This window comes from Desulfuromonas acetoxidans DSM 684, from assembly GCF_000167355.1.
Classification (GTDB): Bacteria; Desulfobacterota; Desulfuromonadia; order Desulfuromonadales; family Desulfuromonadaceae; genus Desulfuromonas; species Desulfuromonas acetoxidans.
The window spans coordinates 46,443-63,276 of sequence record NZ_AAEW02000014.1; the positions used below are offsets into that span (position 1 = coordinate 46,443).

12 protein-coding genes are annotated in these 16,834 nt (G+C 56.4%); 10 read left to right on the top strand and 2 right to left on the bottom strand.

Going from position 1 to position 16,834, the window contains the following annotated elements:
* Nucleotides 1–61: 61 nt before the first annotated feature.
* Together DACE_RS12025 and DACE_RS12030 are read left to right on the top strand one after the other, a co-directional pair.
* Nucleotides 62–415: a thioredoxin family protein gene (locus DACE_RS12025; protein ID WP_006001619.1), complete on the top strand. Its 354-nt coding sequence runs from the start codon at nt 62–64 to the stop codon at nt 413–415.
* Entirely contained in the window at nt 415–1,113 is a 699-nt protein-coding gene (locus DACE_RS12030; protein ID WP_006001620.1) for a cytochrome c biogenesis CcdA family protein, read from the top strand. Before DACE_RS12025 ends, DACE_RS12030 begins: the two co-directional genes overlap by 1 nt.
* 76 nt (nt 1,114–1,189) lie before the next feature.
* Here DACE_RS12030 and DACE_RS12035 read toward each other — a convergent pair whose 3' ends face one another.
* Both DACE_RS12035 and DACE_RS12040 read right to left on the bottom strand, forming a co-directional pair.
* Nucleotides 1,190–2,341 (bottom strand): ABC transporter substrate-binding protein, encoded by a 1,152-nt coding sequence (locus DACE_RS12035; protein ID WP_006001622.1) that lies wholly within the window; start codon nt 2,339–2,341, stop codon nt 1,190–1,192.
* Nucleotides 2,342–2,448: 107 nt separating this feature from the next.
* A complete protein-coding gene (locus tag DACE_RS12040; protein ID WP_050770019.1) occupies nt 2,449–3,264 on the bottom strand; it encodes an RIO1 family regulatory kinase/ATPase domain-containing protein in 816 nt (271 codons plus the stop codon).
* A gap of 189 nt (nt 3,265–3,453) precedes the next feature.
* On the opposite strand from DACE_RS12040, the gene DACE_RS12045 reads away from it, so the two are divergent.
* The 8 genes from DACE_RS12045 to DACE_RS12080 all read left to right on the top strand — a co-directional run bounded on the left by DACE_RS12045 (nt 3,454) and on the right by DACE_RS12080 (nt 16,803).
* Nucleotides 3,454–4,320: a branched-chain amino acid ABC transporter permease gene (locus DACE_RS12045; protein ID WP_006001628.1), complete on the top strand. Its 867-nt coding sequence runs from the start codon at nt 3,454–3,456 to the stop codon at nt 4,318–4,320.
* Nucleotides 4,321–4,981: 661 nt separating this feature from the next.
* Nucleotides 4,982–6,829, top strand: a complete 1,848-nt coding sequence (locus DACE_RS12050) for a thiamine pyrophosphate-dependent enzyme (protein ID WP_006001629.1) — start codon at nt 4,982–4,984, stop codon at nt 6,827–6,829.
* Nucleotides 6,826–7,332, top strand: coding sequence for a 2-oxoacid:acceptor oxidoreductase family protein (locus DACE_RS12055; protein ID WP_006001630.1), 507 nt, complete (start codon nt 6,826–6,828; stop codon nt 7,330–7,332). Before DACE_RS12050 ends, DACE_RS12055 begins: the two co-directional genes overlap by 4 nt.
* A 671-nt stretch (nt 7,333–8,003) precedes the next feature.
* On the top strand, nt 8,004–9,002 hold the full coding sequence (locus DACE_RS12060; RefSeq protein WP_006001631.1) for a branched-chain amino acid ABC transporter permease: 999 nt from the start codon (nt 8,004–8,006) through the stop codon (nt 9,000–9,002).
* Nucleotides 8,989–9,765, top strand: a complete 777-nt coding sequence (locus tag DACE_RS12065) for an ABC transporter ATP-binding protein (RefSeq protein ID WP_006001632.1) — start codon at nt 8,989–8,991, stop codon at nt 9,763–9,765. The genes DACE_RS12060 and DACE_RS12065 overlap by 14 nt, the downstream gene beginning before the upstream one ends.
* A gap of 615 nt (nt 9,766–10,380) precedes the next feature.
* Nucleotides 10,381–12,495, top strand: coding sequence for an ATP-binding cassette domain-containing protein (locus DACE_RS18905; RefSeq protein ID WP_006001633.1), 2,115 nt, complete (start codon nt 10,381–10,383; stop codon nt 12,493–12,495).
* 842 nt (nt 12,496–13,337) lie between these two features.
* Complete coding sequence (locus tag DACE_RS12075; protein ID WP_006001635.1) at nt 13,338–14,090, top strand: SagB/ThcOx family dehydrogenase; 753 nt, start codon at nt 13,338–13,340, stop codon at nt 14,088–14,090.
* Between the two features lie 106 nt (nt 14,091–14,196).
* A complete protein-coding gene (locus DACE_RS12080) occupies nt 14,197–16,803 on the top strand; it encodes an EAL domain-containing protein (RefSeq protein WP_006001638.1) in 2,607 nt (868 codons plus the stop codon).
* Nucleotides 16,804–16,834: the final 31 nt, after the last annotated feature.

A 16,834-nucleotide genomic window follows, 5' to 3' on the forward strand; every position in this document is an offset into this window, starting at 1 on the left:
TCAGAAAATACGCCATACTGCATAAGCAACACCCGCAACCACCACACAGAGGATTACCGCCATGAGATCATTAATCATTTCTTTTGCCGCGCTACTTCTGCTGGCCACGGCCAGCCTGGCAGACACTCTCCCCAAGCTTGTCGATGTCGGAGCGGACAAATGTATCCCCTGCATCAAGATGGCACCCATTCTTGAAGATCTGAAAAAAGATTTCGCCGGACAACTTGATGTGCAGTTTGTTGACGCCTGGAAAAACCGCGAGGAGGCTCGCCTTTATCACGTGCGCCTCATTCCTACCCAGATTTTTTATGCCGCTGATGGCAAAGAGTTGTTCCGTCACACCGGTTTCTTCAGCCGCGAAGAGATTCTCGCCAAATGGCAGGAACTCGGCTACCCGTTCAAGGAAACACCCTGATGATTGAAAGCCTGCTGTCAACGCTGAGTCAGGCCGTATCGGCGACTCCGGCCATCGCCCTGATAGCCGCAGCCGGGTGGGGCGTTTTGAGCATCCTCCTGTCACCCTGCCACCTGGCGAGTATCCCGCTGATCGTCGGCTTTATTGACGGCCAGCAGATCAGCACCCGCCGGGCATTTATCGTCTCCAATCTGTTCGCTGTCGGTATTTTGCTGTCCATTGCCCTGATCGGTGTCATCACGGCGTTGGCCGGGCGCATGCTCGGTGATCTCGGCAGTTACGGCAACTGGCTGGTTGCCGCCATTTTCCTGGTCTTCGGCCTGCATCTTCTTGGCGTGTTGCCCATGCCGTGGTCAGGTCCGGGGACCATTCACACCTCCCGCCGCGGCTTATTGGCCGCGTTCACCATGGGACTGATCTTCGGTATTGCCCTCGGCCCCTGTACCTTTGCCTTTATGGGGCCGGTGCTCGGTGTGGCGTTTGCCGAAGCCAATGACCATCTGATCTATGCCATCTCTCTGCTGCTCGCCTATGGTATGGGCCATTGTTCCGTCATTGTGCTAGCCGGTACGTTTACCGAAATCGTCCAAAGCTATCTCAACTGGAACGAGACATCGCAAGGCACTCTGTGGCTGAAACGGATCTGCGGAGTTCTGGTGATCGCCGGCAGCGGCTGGCTCATCTATACAGCGCAATGACGTCACTTATGAGACAGACAAAAAAAGCCCCGGTATCCTGCGATACCGGGGCTTGTGCGTTGGCTGTTCTTTCAGTTTAGTCGGCCATGACAAACTGGCCGTCTTTGACCTGAACAATCACCATGGAACTGGTATCGAGACCGTTGTGGTCTTCGGCAGTCAGGTTATAAATTCCCGACACACCGACATAGCCTTTGGTGTTTTCAATCGCCTCACGCAGAGCCGCCTTATCGGTGCCCACCTGCTTCATGGCGTTGGCCACAATCATAATCGCGTCCCAGGCGTAGCCAGAGTGGGTATTGATGGGAAACTGCTTGTCGTAACCCTTCTCCTTGTAAAGCTGTATAAACTCCTGAATCACCGCTTTTTGCGGGTCGCTATCAGGCAGGGCGTCAGCCACCAGCAACTTGGTGGACGGCATGCGGTCGCCCTCGCTGGCACTGCCGGCCAGTTCGATGTATTTAGGATCGGGCAGGCCGTGGCACTGGAACAGCGGCAAATCAATGCCCAGTTGCGCCTTGTTTTTGGCGACAATTGATCCCGCCGGGCCAATGGTCCAGGTGACGATGGCTTGAGGGTTGGCATTTTTGGCGTTGGTCAGTTGCGCGGTCATATCGGTGTCGCGGGTACCAAACGACTCCTCGGCGAGGATCTCAATGCCGTACTCAGGAGCCAGCTTTTTGATCCAGCGGGCACCGTCCTTGCCAAAACCGTCAGCAGCGGACAGCAGGGCGATCTTGGTCAGCCCCTTGGCGCGCAAATAGTCAAACAACCGCTGAACGGCAATGCTGGAACGCTGGGGAGATTTAAATACCCAGTCAAACGGGCCGAACTTGCCACCCATGATCACCGGATCACCACCGACAGTCATGAAGATCGGCGTTTTGCCTTTGCCGGCCATAGCTTTAACGGTCATACCGGTATCGGTCATGGTCGGGCCGATAATGGCGACCACATTATCCTTGTAGATAAATTTCTTGGCCAGAGATGCGGCCTTGGCCGGATTGGCTTCGGTGTCACCGATCACCAGCTCCAACTGTTTGCCGTTGATGCCGCCTTCGCTGTTGATCTTATCGACAACCATCTCCGCCACCAGTTTGGTGGGGGTGCCGATGAACGCGGCGCGACCGGACAGGTCAAAGAACGCGCCGAGTTTGATGGTGTCTGCAGCAATGGCCGGGCTGGCCAGAAGCAGCAGGGCCAGCAGAAGAATTGCCAGTTTTTTCATTGTGTCCTCCCGGAAAAGTTATCCGCATCCTGTCATTACCAGGACGCGATAAATACCATTTCATGCGTATTTATCATGACTTATAAATTGTGCATTTGCCCTTTTTCTCACAGATGGACAGAGTTTGACAACTGCTTTCCTGTTACAGCACAGCCTCCGACAGCTGCGGACCCGTCAGCGGCAATCCCCAGTTTCTGACACAACGCCACAAAGGGCCCCTGTTCGGGCTGCTGTTTATAGGCGCGCAATAGCGGCCGCAACTCTTCCTGACTGGGCAGATCCAGACCCAATTGAAACATCTCGGCCAACCGAGTGCCCCACAGCAATCCCTGCACCAATGACGTGACATTGTTGGGCCGCCGCTGGTCGCTGGCATGGCTGAAATCGATCAGGGTGATCCGGCCGTTGTCAATCAACACATGTTCGCCGGGATAACGTAACGCACCGTGGTCGAGGCCCAGACAGTCGAGAACATATCCCTGCTGCACCATCTGTCCCAACTGGTTCCTCAGTTCCTCACCGGAGCGGGAGACGTTCAGCCAGGTCGCTAAAGGAACACCACTGAGCTGCTCCATGACCAGAATATCATCACTGTGCGCATGGAGACGCGGACCGATCCCCACACTGTTGGCTTGCTGCAGCAGGCGTGCTTCATTACGCAGATCCGTCTGGCGGCAATCAAGGCGACGCAGCTTAATGGCCACGGGGTGACCGTGATGTTGGCCGCTGATGACCACACCGCAATAACCGTAACCCAGCACCGGCACGTTGAGAAGTTGCGTTGTACCGTGCTGCGTCAAGCTGGTGATGCCGAGCTGTTTCAGGCAGGCAAAACGCTGGGCAATGATCGCCTCCTCGCCCACGGGATAACCGAGCAAAGTGCGATACCCCGGATGGGGAAAAAAAGAGCTGTTCGGGAGCATAAGAGAGGTCCGTTCATTTAAGTCGCATCGCGTGCCTGTATTGTTCAAAGGACAGCAGACAAAGTCAAGCCGTAACCGACACCATAATAGTGTGCCGGAACCCGCTCCAGACCGCTGTTTTCTTGACCTTTTCACCCATCTGGCATACCCTGTGCGGATTCTATGACTCCCTGACGAACGAGCGATTTTTTGCAAGCATCCAACGACCTTTTACAATTTATCATTGCCGGACTGACCAATGGTGCGATCTATGCCCTGATTGCGCTGGGCTTCAGCGTGGTGCACAACGCCATGGGCATTGTCAATTTTGTGCAGGTCGATTTCGTGTCTCTAGGCGGGATGCTGATGTTTTCCGCCCTGCTTACCCTCGGCCTGCCGATGATGCCGGGGGTGCTGCTGGCCGTGGCCGGAGTGGCTCTGGTGGCGATGCTGGTGGAGCGTTTCGGTTTACGGCCATCGCGCTCCCACAACGAGCTGGTGTTGATCTTTCTTACCATCGGCTTGTCGATTATCCTGCGCGGGGCAATGAAAATGATCTGGGGCACCAACCGCATGGCCTTGCCGCCGCTCAGCGGTGAGAAGCCGATTGCCCTGTTCGGTGCCACCATCCTGCCGCAGGCGGTGTGGATTCTGGTGCTGACTGTGGTGGCGATCAGCCTGTTGCACTGGTTCTTTCACCACACACCGTTGGGGCTGGCCATGCGCGCCGTGGCATCGAATCCGACGGCGGCGGCTGTGGTTGGTATTCGCGGCGGACGCATCCGTCTGACCAGCTATGGCATTGCCGGGGCGCTGGGTGGTCTGGCCGGGGTGCTGGTGACACCGATCACCACCCTGAGTTACGATGTCGGCGTGCTGCTTGGTTTGAAAGGCTTTGCGGCGGCGATTCTTGGCGGTTTTGGTTCGTTTCCGGGGGCGATCCTTGGTGGCATTGGGCTGGGGTTGCTTGAATCACTCTCGGCTGGGTACTGGTCGAGTGCTTATAAAGATGTGGTGGCGTTTGTGGTGCTGCTGCTGGTGTTGTTTGTGCGGCCTAAGGGGTTGCTGGGGAAGTAGGTGTATTTCGATTGCTGTGTGCGGGTGGTTTGTAAAGACTTGAACGGATGAGGTAAAACGATTACTTTTCCCACGTGACGTGGGCTTCCGCGCCCACACGTCGGGCCCCTTTTGCGTCGACAAAAGTGGCGCAAAATCGACCCCCGACCATTGCGCCCTACGGGTTCCCTCTCTCCACTCGCTTACGCCGTGATGTCGGCAAAAACTCGCTGACGCTCAAACAGTTTGCCGACAACCATCACGTCGACACTCCTTGCGTTCGGCGCTGCTGAACGGGGGAGCTTGGGTGCTAAAACACCTGCCGCCTTTGCCTTTCCCGGGGTCCCCTGTAACGCAGCCGGAATAAAAGGGCGGACTGGCGAAATAGAAGGACAAACTGTTTGAGGGCTGTTGCAAACAGACCGAGTTTTTGTCCTTCCGCCAGGGAGCCCTTTTATGGAGGGAACCCCAAAGGGGCAAGGCGCGGGGTGTCGTTTCTTTGCTGACTTTCTTTGGACAAGCAAAGAAAGTCAGGCGACGTGTGGGGGCGCAACCCCACGTCACGAGGGAAATCCCTCGGTTATCTCTGTTGATCTCCGCAGATGAGACCAGGCCCAAAGATGGGCCCGAGCTTTAAGCGGATATAAAAATACGAATCAATACGTTGAAAAGGAAGCCATAGATGGAACAACAGGTTGAACTACTGATGGGCAACGAAGCCATGGCCTGCGGACTGATCGAGTCCGGCTGCCAGGTGGTCGCCGCCTATCCGGGCACACCGTCCACAGAGATTCTCCAGGCGGTGGTTGATCGCCGTGCCACGGCCGAAGAGCCACTGCATATTGAGTGGTCGGTGAATGAAAAAGTGGCCTTTGAAGTGGCGCTGGCCGCCAGCTACACCGGCAAACGTAGTGCCGCCATCATGAAACAGGTGGGGCTGAACGTTGCCGCCGACCCGTTCATGCGCAGCGCCTACCTCGGCGTCAAGGGTGGCTTTGTCACCATCGTTGCCGATGATCCCGGTCCGCACAGCTCGCAGAACGAGCAGGACACCCGACTGTTCTGCCTGCAGGGACGGGTGCCGGTGTTCGATCCGGCCAGCCCGGCCGAAGCGAAAGAATTGTTGCCGCTGGCGTTTGAATTGTCGGAAAAATACGAAATGCTCACCGTCTTGCGTCCGGCCACGCGCATCTGCCACTCGCGGCAGAATGTCAGCCACCAGCCGGTCCAGCAGTTGAAACGCAGCGCCCGCTTTGAAAAAGATCCCAATCGCTGGGGTGCGACTCCGGCGTTTTTGCCCGCCCTGCACCGCAAGCTCAACGACAACCTCGTCGCCTTTGCCGCCGAACCGGCGGTCCAGCCGCGCCTGACTCAAGGTGATGGCAGCAAAGCACGGCTGGCCCTGGTCGCCTCCGGCATTGTCTATGGCCATCTGGTCGACCTGCTTTCTGAACTGGACTTGAGCAATGTGGTGGACCTGTATCAGGTGGTGATGCCCTACCCGCTCAACAGCGCCTGGATCGACACAATGCACGCGGACTATGACCGGGTGATGATCCTCGAAGAAACCTACCCGGTGATCGAAATGCAACTGGCCCATGGCGGTGCTTTCGGCAAACAGAGCGGTGATATTGTTAAGGAAGGGGAACTGACGCCCGATGTGGTGCATGAAGCGCTGGCCCGTTTCCTCGATCTGGAAGCTCCGGCTCCCGCCCCGGCCAACAGCCGTGGTCAACGGCCGTCGCTGTGTCCGGGCTGCCCGCACCGCAGCGCGTTTTACAGCATTAAAAAGACCTTCCCCAAGGGGATTTTCCCGTCCGATATCGGCTGCTACACTCTCGGCGTTAACCTCAAGGTCGTGGATACTGCCCATTGCATGGGCGCCTGCATCAGCCAGGGCGCGGGTTTCTATCAAGCCTATGCCCAGGACGGTGAAGACTTCCCCACCGTGGTGGTCACTATCGGTGACTCGACCTTTTTCCATTCCGGGGTGACGGCGCTGATCAATGCCGTGATCCAGAAGGCGCGCATCATCGTGGTGATTCTCGATAATGCTACTGCAGCCATGACCGGCGGTCAGCCGGTGCCGCATCTCGGTCGCACCGCTACCGGCGAAGCAACCAAGGCCATTGCCATTGAGCCGTTGGTAAAGGCCAGCGGGGTTGAGTTCCTCGAATGTTGCGATCCTTACCATAACGACGCGTTTGAAGACGCCTTGAAGCGAGCGGATGCCCATATCCGTGGCCCACAAGGCGGTGTGGCCGTGGTGATTTCACGGCACGGTTGCCTGATGGAGCGTGAGGTGGTGAAAAATCAGCCACGCTATGCCATGGAGATCACCAGCGACTGTATCGGCTGCCGCCGGTGTGTGGAAGCGTTTGAATGTCCGGCCTTGAGCATGGACGAGGCCACCACCATGGCGGTGCTCGATCAGGACCGCTGCATCGGCTGCGGCACCTGTATTCCGGTCTGTCCGGTACACGCCATCAAAGGGGCAATCAAAGGAACCAGCGAGGGGGAATTGTCATGAAACAGCAGATCATTGTCAGTGGTATCGGCGGACAAGGGGTGCTGTTTCTCACCCGGGTGATTGCCCAGGTGGCAGTGAATCGCGGCATCCCTGTATTGACTTCGGAAACCCACGGCATGGCCCAGCGCGGCGGCACCGTGTTGTCGTCGATCAAGGTCGGCGACTTTGCCAGCCCGTTGATTCGCGCCGGTCAGGCCGATGTCGGCCTGCTATTGTGGGACGCCAACCTCAGTGTGCATCAGCCGTTGCTGCGTGCCGATGGCACTCTGGTGATCAGCAGTGAACAGCCCGGTGTCGGCAAACGGATCGCTGCGGCCAAGTTGGCGCGGGATTTGGGTAATGCGGTACTAGCCAACCTGATTTTGCTCGGTTTAGCTGTGCGTGATGCGGTGTTGTTCTGTACGGCGGAAGAGTGTGAAGAGGCGATTCGTCAGTTGGCTCCTGAACGGTTTGTTGAGCAGAATTTGGCGGCTTTTCGACTTGGGTTGGAAGGGTCTGTCTAAGCAGCTTGGGTGTTCTGGCGGGCTTCATCTGTTTGCGAGGTTTGGTACGCACGTGACGTGGGCTTCCGCGCCCACACGTCGGGCCACTTTTGCGTCGACAAAAGTGGCGCAAAATCGACTTCCAAGGGGTAGTCATCAATCAGAATTCACGGAGTTGTTGCAGATCTTTTTCACGTCAGCGGCGTTATCGGTCGTCGCCATAGAATTACTATGGCTTCGCCCTCTGCCTTGTTGACGCAAAAAATCTCTAGCAACACCTCTCGTTCATCTGATCAATAACAACCCCAATGCGCCCTACGGGTTTCCTCACTGCTGAACGGTAGGACAGGATTGCTAAATAACCCACGACTAAAGGGTGGGCTCCGCCCCACCCGTTTGATCGGTGCCACGGGAAAAATAGAGCGAGATGTAGGAACGTTATCAACGTTTTACGCCAGAGTTTCCAAGGCGCACGATTCGCCGACCTAAAGGGCGGCGAGCCGAATCTGTGAAGCAAAACGGAAACAGACTCAGTGTCGGTGTAGCTAGGTTCAGGAGAAGTTGAGCCGGTTTTTGCATCCTTTTGGGCGGCAAGCCAAAAGGATGTCGCCTGCCGGGGCGAAACCCGGCGAACTAGACCTTGCCCTCAAGCTTTTGATCTTAACAACAAAGAAAAAGGACCAAACACAGACATGACCCGCCAGGAACACCTAAGCTACTTCATCCGCCTGCATCGCACCGGCCTCACGGTGACGCTGCTGTGCGCGTTGATTGTGCTCTATCCGCTGGTGCAGGACAACCCCTACACCCTAGGCCTGTCCAACCTGGTCGCCATCCACGTCATCGTCGTTCTCGGTCTCAACCTGTTCATCGGCTATGCCGGTCAGATATCCCTCGGTCATGCCGCCTTTTTCGGCCTCGGTGCGTACGGCTCGGCCATCGGCACCGTCACCTATGAGCTGTCCCCCTGGCCAACCATGTTCGGCGTTGCCGTGCTGGTCGCCTTGCTGGCGCTGATCATCGGCGTGCCCACGCTGCGCCTGTCCGGGCACTACCTGGCCATGGCCACCCTCGGCTTCAATCTGGTGGTCTACACCGTGCTCCAGCAGTGGGATGAAGTGACCGGCGGAGTCAGCGGTTTTTACGGCATCCCCTCGCTGGCCATCGGCAACTTTGTCTTTGACGACGAAGTGCGCTTCCACTATCTGGTGTGGGCCATGGCGCTGCTCAGTCTGTTGCTGTGCCTCAACCTGGTGCGCAGCGGTGTCGGTCGTGGTCTGGCAGCCCTGGCTGGCGATGAAACAGCGGCCGCTGCCCTTGGCGTCAACACCCAGATCAGCAAGGTGAAAGTGTTTGTGCTATCGGCAGTGCTGGCCTCGGTCGCTGGCAGCCTGTACGCCCATTGCTACAACTACATCAGCCCGGCGTCCTTTGATATTTTTGTCTCCACCGATCTAGTAATCATGGTGGTAATCGGCGGCATGGGGTCGATCTGGGGCTCGCTGTTTGGCGCCACCCTCATCACCCTGTTGCCCGAGTGGATCGATGTGTTTGAGTCGTACAAAGATTTCGTTCACGGCGGTATTCTGGTACTGGTGTTGATGTTCCTGCCCCAGGGTTTTGTCACCGGTCTGGTCGATCTGGTCAAAACCCGTCAGGCTTTACGCAGGAGTCGCCATGCTGCATCTTGACGCGGTCAGCAAACAGTTCGGCGGCCTGCCCGCTTTGTCCGACGTCACCTTCAGGGTGCCGCAAGGGCAGATCACGGCGCTGATCGGCCCCAATGGTGCGGGTAAAAGCACCCTGATCAATTGCATTACCGGTGTGTTGACGCCAACGTGCGGTTCGATCAGTTTGGCCAACGGAACAAACAGTCAGGAGATCAGCACGTTGCCGTCTCATGCGATCTCTCGACTCGGTGTCGCACGCACCTTTCAGAATCTCAAGTTGTTCGAGCGGCTGTCGGTGCTCGACAATGTGCTGGCCGGGCTCAATAATGAGGCGGGCAGCAGCCTGATCATGGCCCTGCTGCGCCTGCCTTACCTGCGCCATCGCGAACGGCAGCTCAAGCTGCGCGCTCTGGAAGCGCTGGACCGTTTCGGTCTGGCTGACAAGGCCGACTGGCCTGCCGGGGTGATGGCCTATGGCGATAAAAAACGCCTGGAACTGGCGCGCGCCACGGTCAGCCAACCGCAATTGATCCTGCTCGATGAGCCGGTGGCCGGACTCAATGCTACCGAAACTCTGGCCGTGGAACAACAGTTGCGCCGCCTGCGCCAGGAGGGGCAGACGCTGTTACTGGTGGAACACGACATGGAGCTGGTTATGGGCTTAGCTGATCAGGTGGTGGTGCTTGACAGTGGGTGTGTTATTGCTTGTGGCACGCCGGATGAAGTGCAGAAGAATCCTCGGGTGTTGGAGGCTTATTTGGGGAGTATGGAGGCGACGGCGTAAAAGGTTTGCGGGGCTTTTCCTTTTTTGAAGAGACGCGGTGATTTGTAGACTTTCCCACGTGACGTGGGGTTGCGCCCCACACGACGCCTGACTTTCTTTGCTTGTCCAAAGAAAGTCAGCAAAGAAACGACACCCCGCGCCTTGCCCCTTCGGGGTTCCCTCCATAAAAGGGCTCCCTGGCGGAAGGACAAAAACTCGGTCTGTTTGCAACAGCCCTCAAACAGTTTGTCCTTCTATTTCGCCAGTCCGCCCTTTTATTCCGGCTGCGTTACAGGGGACCCCGGGAAAAGCAAAAGCGGGTGGTTGAAAATGGATAAAGTGCTCATATTCAGCACCTAAGCTCCCCCGTTCAGCAGCGCCAAACGCAAGGAGTGTCGACGTGATGGTTGTCGGCAAACTGTTTGAGCGTCAGCGAGTTTTTGCCGACATCACGGCGTAAGCGACTGAAGTGAGGGAACCCGCAGGGCGCAATGGTCGGGGGTCGATTTTGCGCCCCTTTTGTCGACGCAAAAGGGGCCCGATGTGTGGGCGCGGAAGCCCACGTCACGTGGGAAAAAGCCACGCAAACAGATAAAGTTAGCCAAAGCAACATGCAGAAATAACGGGTAGAAACAAATGACAGCCGAAAACAAAACTCCACTGCTGGAAATCACCAACCTCACCGCCCACTACGGCGCGGCCCAGGCCCTATTCGGCGTCGATCTAAAAATCCATCAAGGCGAAACCGTTGCCCTGGTCGGCGCCAACGGTGCCGGTAAAAGCACCCTGCTCAAGTGCGTCATGGGCCTGGTCACACCCAGCGGCGGCACCATCCACCTCGACGGCCAGCCGGTCACCGGCAGCACTCCGGCCACCATGGTGCGCCACGGCTTGGCGTTCTCCCCGGAAGGGCGCGAAGTGTTTCCGCACCTCAGTGTCGAGGAAAACCTCACCCTCGGTGCCATGGCCCTTAAACTAAGGCGTGGCGAACAACAGACCCACCTCGATGAAGTCTATCAACGCTTTGCCAAGCTCAAGGAGCGGCGTAGCCAACTGGCTGGCACCCTGTCCGGTGGTGAACAGCAGATGCTGGCCATGGGCCGGGCATTGATGGCCCACCCGCGCTTGTTGCTGCTCGACGAACCGAGCCTTGGCCTGGCACCGAAAATCACCGATGAAATCTTTGCCATTATCCACCAACTGTCGCGCAGCGGCACCACCATCCTGCTGGTGGAGCAAAACGCCGCCCGTGCCCTGAGCGGTTCCGACCGTGCCTATCTGCTGGCCAACGGTGAGATGGTCCAGCAGGGGCAAAGCGACCAGTTACTTAATGACCCCGCGTTACGTGCCGCCTTTTTGGGGGCGGCCAGCCATGACAGCCCACAGGCCAGCCGCCTCGGCGCCGCCGGTCTGACCAATATCCGTCTGGAGAAACCCGATATGCGTCAACAGAACTTTATGCCCGCGTTTGACAACGCAGAACAACTTAAAGCCCACCAGCTGGCCGGTCTGCAGTGGACCGTGCGTCATGCCTATGAAGGGTCGAGCTTTTACCGCCAGCAACTTGATCATGCCGGGGTGACACCGGAGAGCATCGTCAGCCTTGATGACCTGCAACGCCTGCCGTTCACCGATGCCAACGACCTGCGCGACGGCTACCCGTTTCCGCTGCGTGCCGTCCCCTTTGAGCAGATTGTCCGTGTTCACGCCAGCTCCGGCACCACCGGCAAACGCAAGGTGCTGTGCTACACTCAGAAAGATCTCGACAACTGGACTGACTTTTTCGCCCGCTGCTACCAGATGGCCGGAGTGACGCCGCTGGACCGCATCCAGATCGCCGTTGGTTACGGTGTGTGGACGGCCGGTATGGGCTTCCAGCTCGGCTGTGAGAAGATCGGCGCCATGGCCGTGCCGGTCGGGCCGGGCAACATTGACATGCAGATCCAGTTCCTGATCGATTTCCAGTCGACGGTGTTCTGCTCTACGGCCTCCATGGCGTTGTTGATGGCCGAAGAGATTCACCGTCGCGGTCTGGCCGACCAGATCAATGTCAAGAAGATCATCTATGGTTCCGAGCGCTCGTCGGTGTCGATGCGGCGCAAGATTTCCGAGCTGTTCGGCGGTGCCGAGTTGTTTGATATCACTGGCTTAACCGAATTGTACGGCCCCGGAACAGGCATCGAGTGCTCCGATCACGACTGCATCCACTACTGGGGTGACTATTATATTCTGGAGATTGTCGACCCGGAAACCCTGCAACCGGTGCCTGACGGTGAATGGGGTGAGATGGTGGTGACCAGTTTGTGCAAAGAGGCAGCACCGTTGATTCGCTATCGCACCCACGATATCACCCGCATTATCCCTGGCTCCTGCAGTTGCGGCAATCCGCTGCCGCGCCATTCGCGTATCAAAGGCCGCTCCGACGACACCATCAAATTCCGCGGTGTCAACATCTACCCGAGCAGCCTCGACACGATTCTCTCCCAGGTGCCGGGGCTGGGCAGTGAGTATCAGATTCACCTCAGCCGCGACGACGACTCAGCCCGCGACCACATGCGCATGGTGGTGGAACGCGGCGAGGGCGTGGAGGCCGGACGCAGTGCCGAGCTGATTCACGAGGCGGTGCATCAGATCAAGAAGCAACTTCTGGTCAGTGTGGAGCTGGAGGTGGTCGATTACGGCACGTTGCCGCGTTCGGAGAAGAAGAGTCAGCGGGTGTTTGATACGCGGATTCAGGATGAGATTGTCTGAGTTTTTTCCGTTGTGGCAAACTCCATCCGGTCGCGATGGTGGTACCCACGTGACGCGGGCTTCCGCGCCCGCACGCTGGGTCCCTTTTTCGTCGTAAAAAGGGACAGAAAAACGACACCCTACCATTGCGTCCTACGGGTTCCCTCTCTACGTTCGATGCTGCTGAACGGAAAGGCTTGGCAGCTCAATAACACACGACTGAAGGGCGGGCACCGTCCCGCCCGTTTGATCAGTGCCACACCAGAGATAAAGTAAGTCGATAGAGTGTTATCAACGTTTTACGCCAGACATTGATAATGCTCATGATTCGCTGACCTAAAGGGCAGCGAGCCGAATCCATGAAGCAAAACGGAAACAGATGCAGTGAAGGTTGATCCAGGGTCAGGAGGTATTCAAGCTGGTTTTTGCATACTTTTGAGCGGCTAGTCAAAAGTATGTCGGCTGCCGGGACGAAACCCGGCGACCTTGACTTTGTTCTCTGATAATTCTCTCCCACCACCCCAACCTGTGCCTATACACAGTCACGATTCGCGAATTCGGTAACAAACATTTACGCGTCTCATCGTGGTGAGCACTGACACGCTTTGTTAAAGTCATAACCATCAAGGCTTGTTGTGGCAGGCAGGGCTTGGTTCTCCTTTTCTTCCTAGTTGATAGACACAATAGACAAAGCCGGTTCGGACGCCTCCCCGAACCGGCTTTGTTGCGTCTAGGCTCTCTTTTCACACACGTTTGTTTATATCCTCTGTCCTAAGGCTCTTACAGCAGGCCCCTGTTTTACGTCCAAACATCTGTTATGCTGAGATAAACTTCTACGAACCCACAGAGACAGGAGAACCCTCATGCCTCTTCCCACACTTGAGCAACAACGGGCTTTTCTCAAAGACAACCTGCGTCAGCAGATCAATTTTTACGTGACGGATCAAAACCGCGGTATCGACCCACCGCCACTGCAGCGATCTCCCCGACCGGAACAGACGCTTGTGCCTCTTCCGGAGGTTGATTTGGAACAGTTTCACGGCACCGATATTCTTGCTGCCATTGCCAACCGGGAGAGCCGTCGACGCTATTTGGCCACGCCATTGACCCGCCAAGAACTGGGCTTGCTGTTGTGGGCCACCCAGGGAGTACGTGAAGAGCTTGGCGAGGGCCATGCGTTGCGCACCGTACCGTCTGCCGGCTGTCGTCATGCATTTGAAAGTTATGTGCTGGTCTCCGCCGTTGACGGACTGGAAAACGGCATCTACCGCTATCTGCCCCTGCAACACGCCCTGGTGTGTGAACGTTCGGTTCACGATTTTCGTGACGAGCTTTCGGCGGCCACTTTTCATCAGGTGTTCATCAGTCGGGCTCCGGTGGTTTTTGCCTGGACCGTGATCCCCTATCGCATGGAATGGCGCTACGATCTGGCAGCGCATCGGGTGATTGCTTTTGATGTCGGCCATGTTTGCCAGAATCTCTATCTGGCCTGTGAATCGATCGGGGCCGGGACCTGTGCCATTGCCGCCTATGATCAGGGATTGATGGATAACCTGATCGGTGTCGACGGCCATGACGAGTTTGTCCTTTACCTGGCTCCGGTTGGAAAAGTGTAATGCGAAAGGGTCTAGAAATATCAGTCATTTGCTTTATACTGAATGCGAATTTTCAATAAGTTATCTGCCTATTTTTTCAGGCGTTTTCCCTTAAGGAGAATACGGATTGAATCGTGTTCGTGGTTTCCTCCACAGTGCATGGCTTGTCTTGGTGGTTGGCTTTTTGTCAGTCCCTGCAGGCGTGTGGGCACAACCTGAAACATCCTCCTCAAATGCTTCACGACTCATTCGTGTCGGCCTGTATGACAACCCGCCCAAGATCTGCCGCGACACCACGGGTCGTCCCTCCGGTCTGTTCATCGACCTGCTGGAAAATATGGCAAGAAGCGAAGGCTGGCAGCTCGAATACGTCGATTGCACCTGGAATGACTGTCTGGACAAACTCCAATCCGGCGATATCGACTTAATGCCTGATGTCGCTCGCACAGCAGCACGCGCGCAACGCTTTGATTTCCACACCATCCCTGTTGTTCATAGCTGGTCAAGTCTGTGGAGTCACAAAAAAATTGAAATCTCCGACTGGATGGATCTAAAAGGGAAGCGGATCGCTATCCTGTCCGGTGCGGTTCAGCAGGATGCGTTAATTCGCATTCTTAACGGATTTTCCATTCCATTTGAGCAGGTCCCGGTCAACAGCATGGCCGAAGGGTTTCAAGCTGTCGTCAGCGGTGATGCCGATGTCACTGTGGCCAACAGTTTCTTTGGCGGAATTTACGGTCGTCGCTATGGATTGCGGGAAAATCCGGTGATCTTTGATCCAAGCAGTCTTTTTTATGCGACGACCAAGGGGCACAATACGGCCGTTCTCAACCGTATTGACGACTACCTGTCACAATGGCGCAGCGAGCAGGGCTCCATCTACTATCAATCACTGAAACAAGCCATGTCCCGGCCTCCCGCTCCGGTGTTACCTCGCCAATGGCTGCGCGCTCTGATCAGCGGCGCAGTATTGCTGCTGTTCCTCCTGATCATCACAGCACTATTACGCTGGCAGGTTCGCCGCAAAACGGAGGAACTTCGTCGCTTCAAGCAACGCTTTGAATATCTGCAAAAAGCCAGCCCCGTGGTCCTGTTCAACCTTGCCCTGCCTACCGGTCGCGCGCCTGAAGTGCTCTGGGTCAGTGACAATATCACCCGCCTGTTCGGCTTCACTCCTGAACAAACCTATCAGCCGGGCTGGTGGCAAAGCATCATTCATCCGGGTGACCTACAACAGCTTGAGGCCAACATGCGTTCCATGCCGAAAATAGGCCATGGCAGCGTTGAATACCGTCTATATGACAATGATGGCACATTGCGTTATGTGCGCGAGGAACTCCAGTTTCTCCCAGCAACGGCAACCAGTCCGGCTCAAGTGGTCGGCAGTTGGAATGACATCACGACAAGCCGCGAGCAGCAGGACCAGCTCAGCTTCCTGACCCATTACGATCCGTTGACCCAACTGCCCAACCGCACGCTGTTACACCTGCAACTGCAGGACGCGCTGGCCCACATTGAAACAGGTCAGGATCAATTGGCAATCCTGAATCTTGACCTGGACCATTTCAAAAAGATCAACGAAACCTTCGGTTTTGACTTTGGCGATAAAATTTTGCGCCAGACGGCCGGACGCTTAAAGCACCTGCTCCGTCTCGAAGACAGTATTGCCCGCATGGGTGCCGATGAATTCGTCATCATTATTCAGGGTGAAAACATTGCCGAGCTGGCCTCCAGTATCAGTCGTCGCATCCTCCATCGTCTGGGAACGCCTCTGAATATTGAAGATCAGGAACTCATCGTAACAACCAGCGTCGGAATCAGCCTGTTTCCAGAGGATGGTGCTGACCCCGAAACCTTGTTGAAAAATGCCGAAATTGCCCGTTATGCAGCGAAACGCCAGGGCCGCAACCGACTGCACTTTTTCTCGTCCCAGCTCTCGGACAATGTCCGGGAAAATCTGGTCATGGAAAGTGCGCTGCGCAACGCGATTGAACGCAAAGAACTGGTGCTCCACTATCAGCCGCAACTGGACTTGAATTCAGGGGATCTGGTCGGCGTTGAAGCGTTGGTGCGTTGGCAGCGGCCAGAGATCGGCCTGGTCCCGCCAGGACTGTTCATTCCTCTGGCCGAAGAGATCGGTCTGATCAACGACATCGGCCTGTGGGTACTCGAAGAGGCATGTCGACAGACCATCGACTGGGACCGGCAGGGCTATCATGTGCCGCGCATGGCCGTGAATCTGGCCGTTCAACAGATCGAAAGCGGCCACCTACCTCAGCAGGTGTTACAGATCCTGCAATACACCGGCTTACCGGCACAACGTTTGGAACTTGAAGTGACTGAGTCGGCCATCATGATTGAACCGAAAAAAGCCGCTGACGCCCTGCTGGAATTTCAGAGCATGGGCATCCGTCTGGCGATTGACGACTTTGGCACCGGCTATTCCAGTCTGGCGTATTTGAAACGACTGCCGCTGGACCGCCTGAAAATCGACCGCTCATTTGTCATGGATATCGGCACCAACGCCGGTGACGACATCATCAGTCGCGCCATTATCAACCTGTCCAACAGCCTGGGTATGGACACCGTTGCCGAGGGGATTGAAAATACAGACCAGTTGGAATTTCTGCGCCGGGAAGGCTGCGAAATCGGTCAGGGCTACCTGTTCAGCAAGCCCTTACCAGCAGACGCTGTGATGGCCTTTATGGATAAAAACCCCAGCGACTGGTCATAATTTCTCCTCCTGTTCGTCTAAAAAGCTTGCT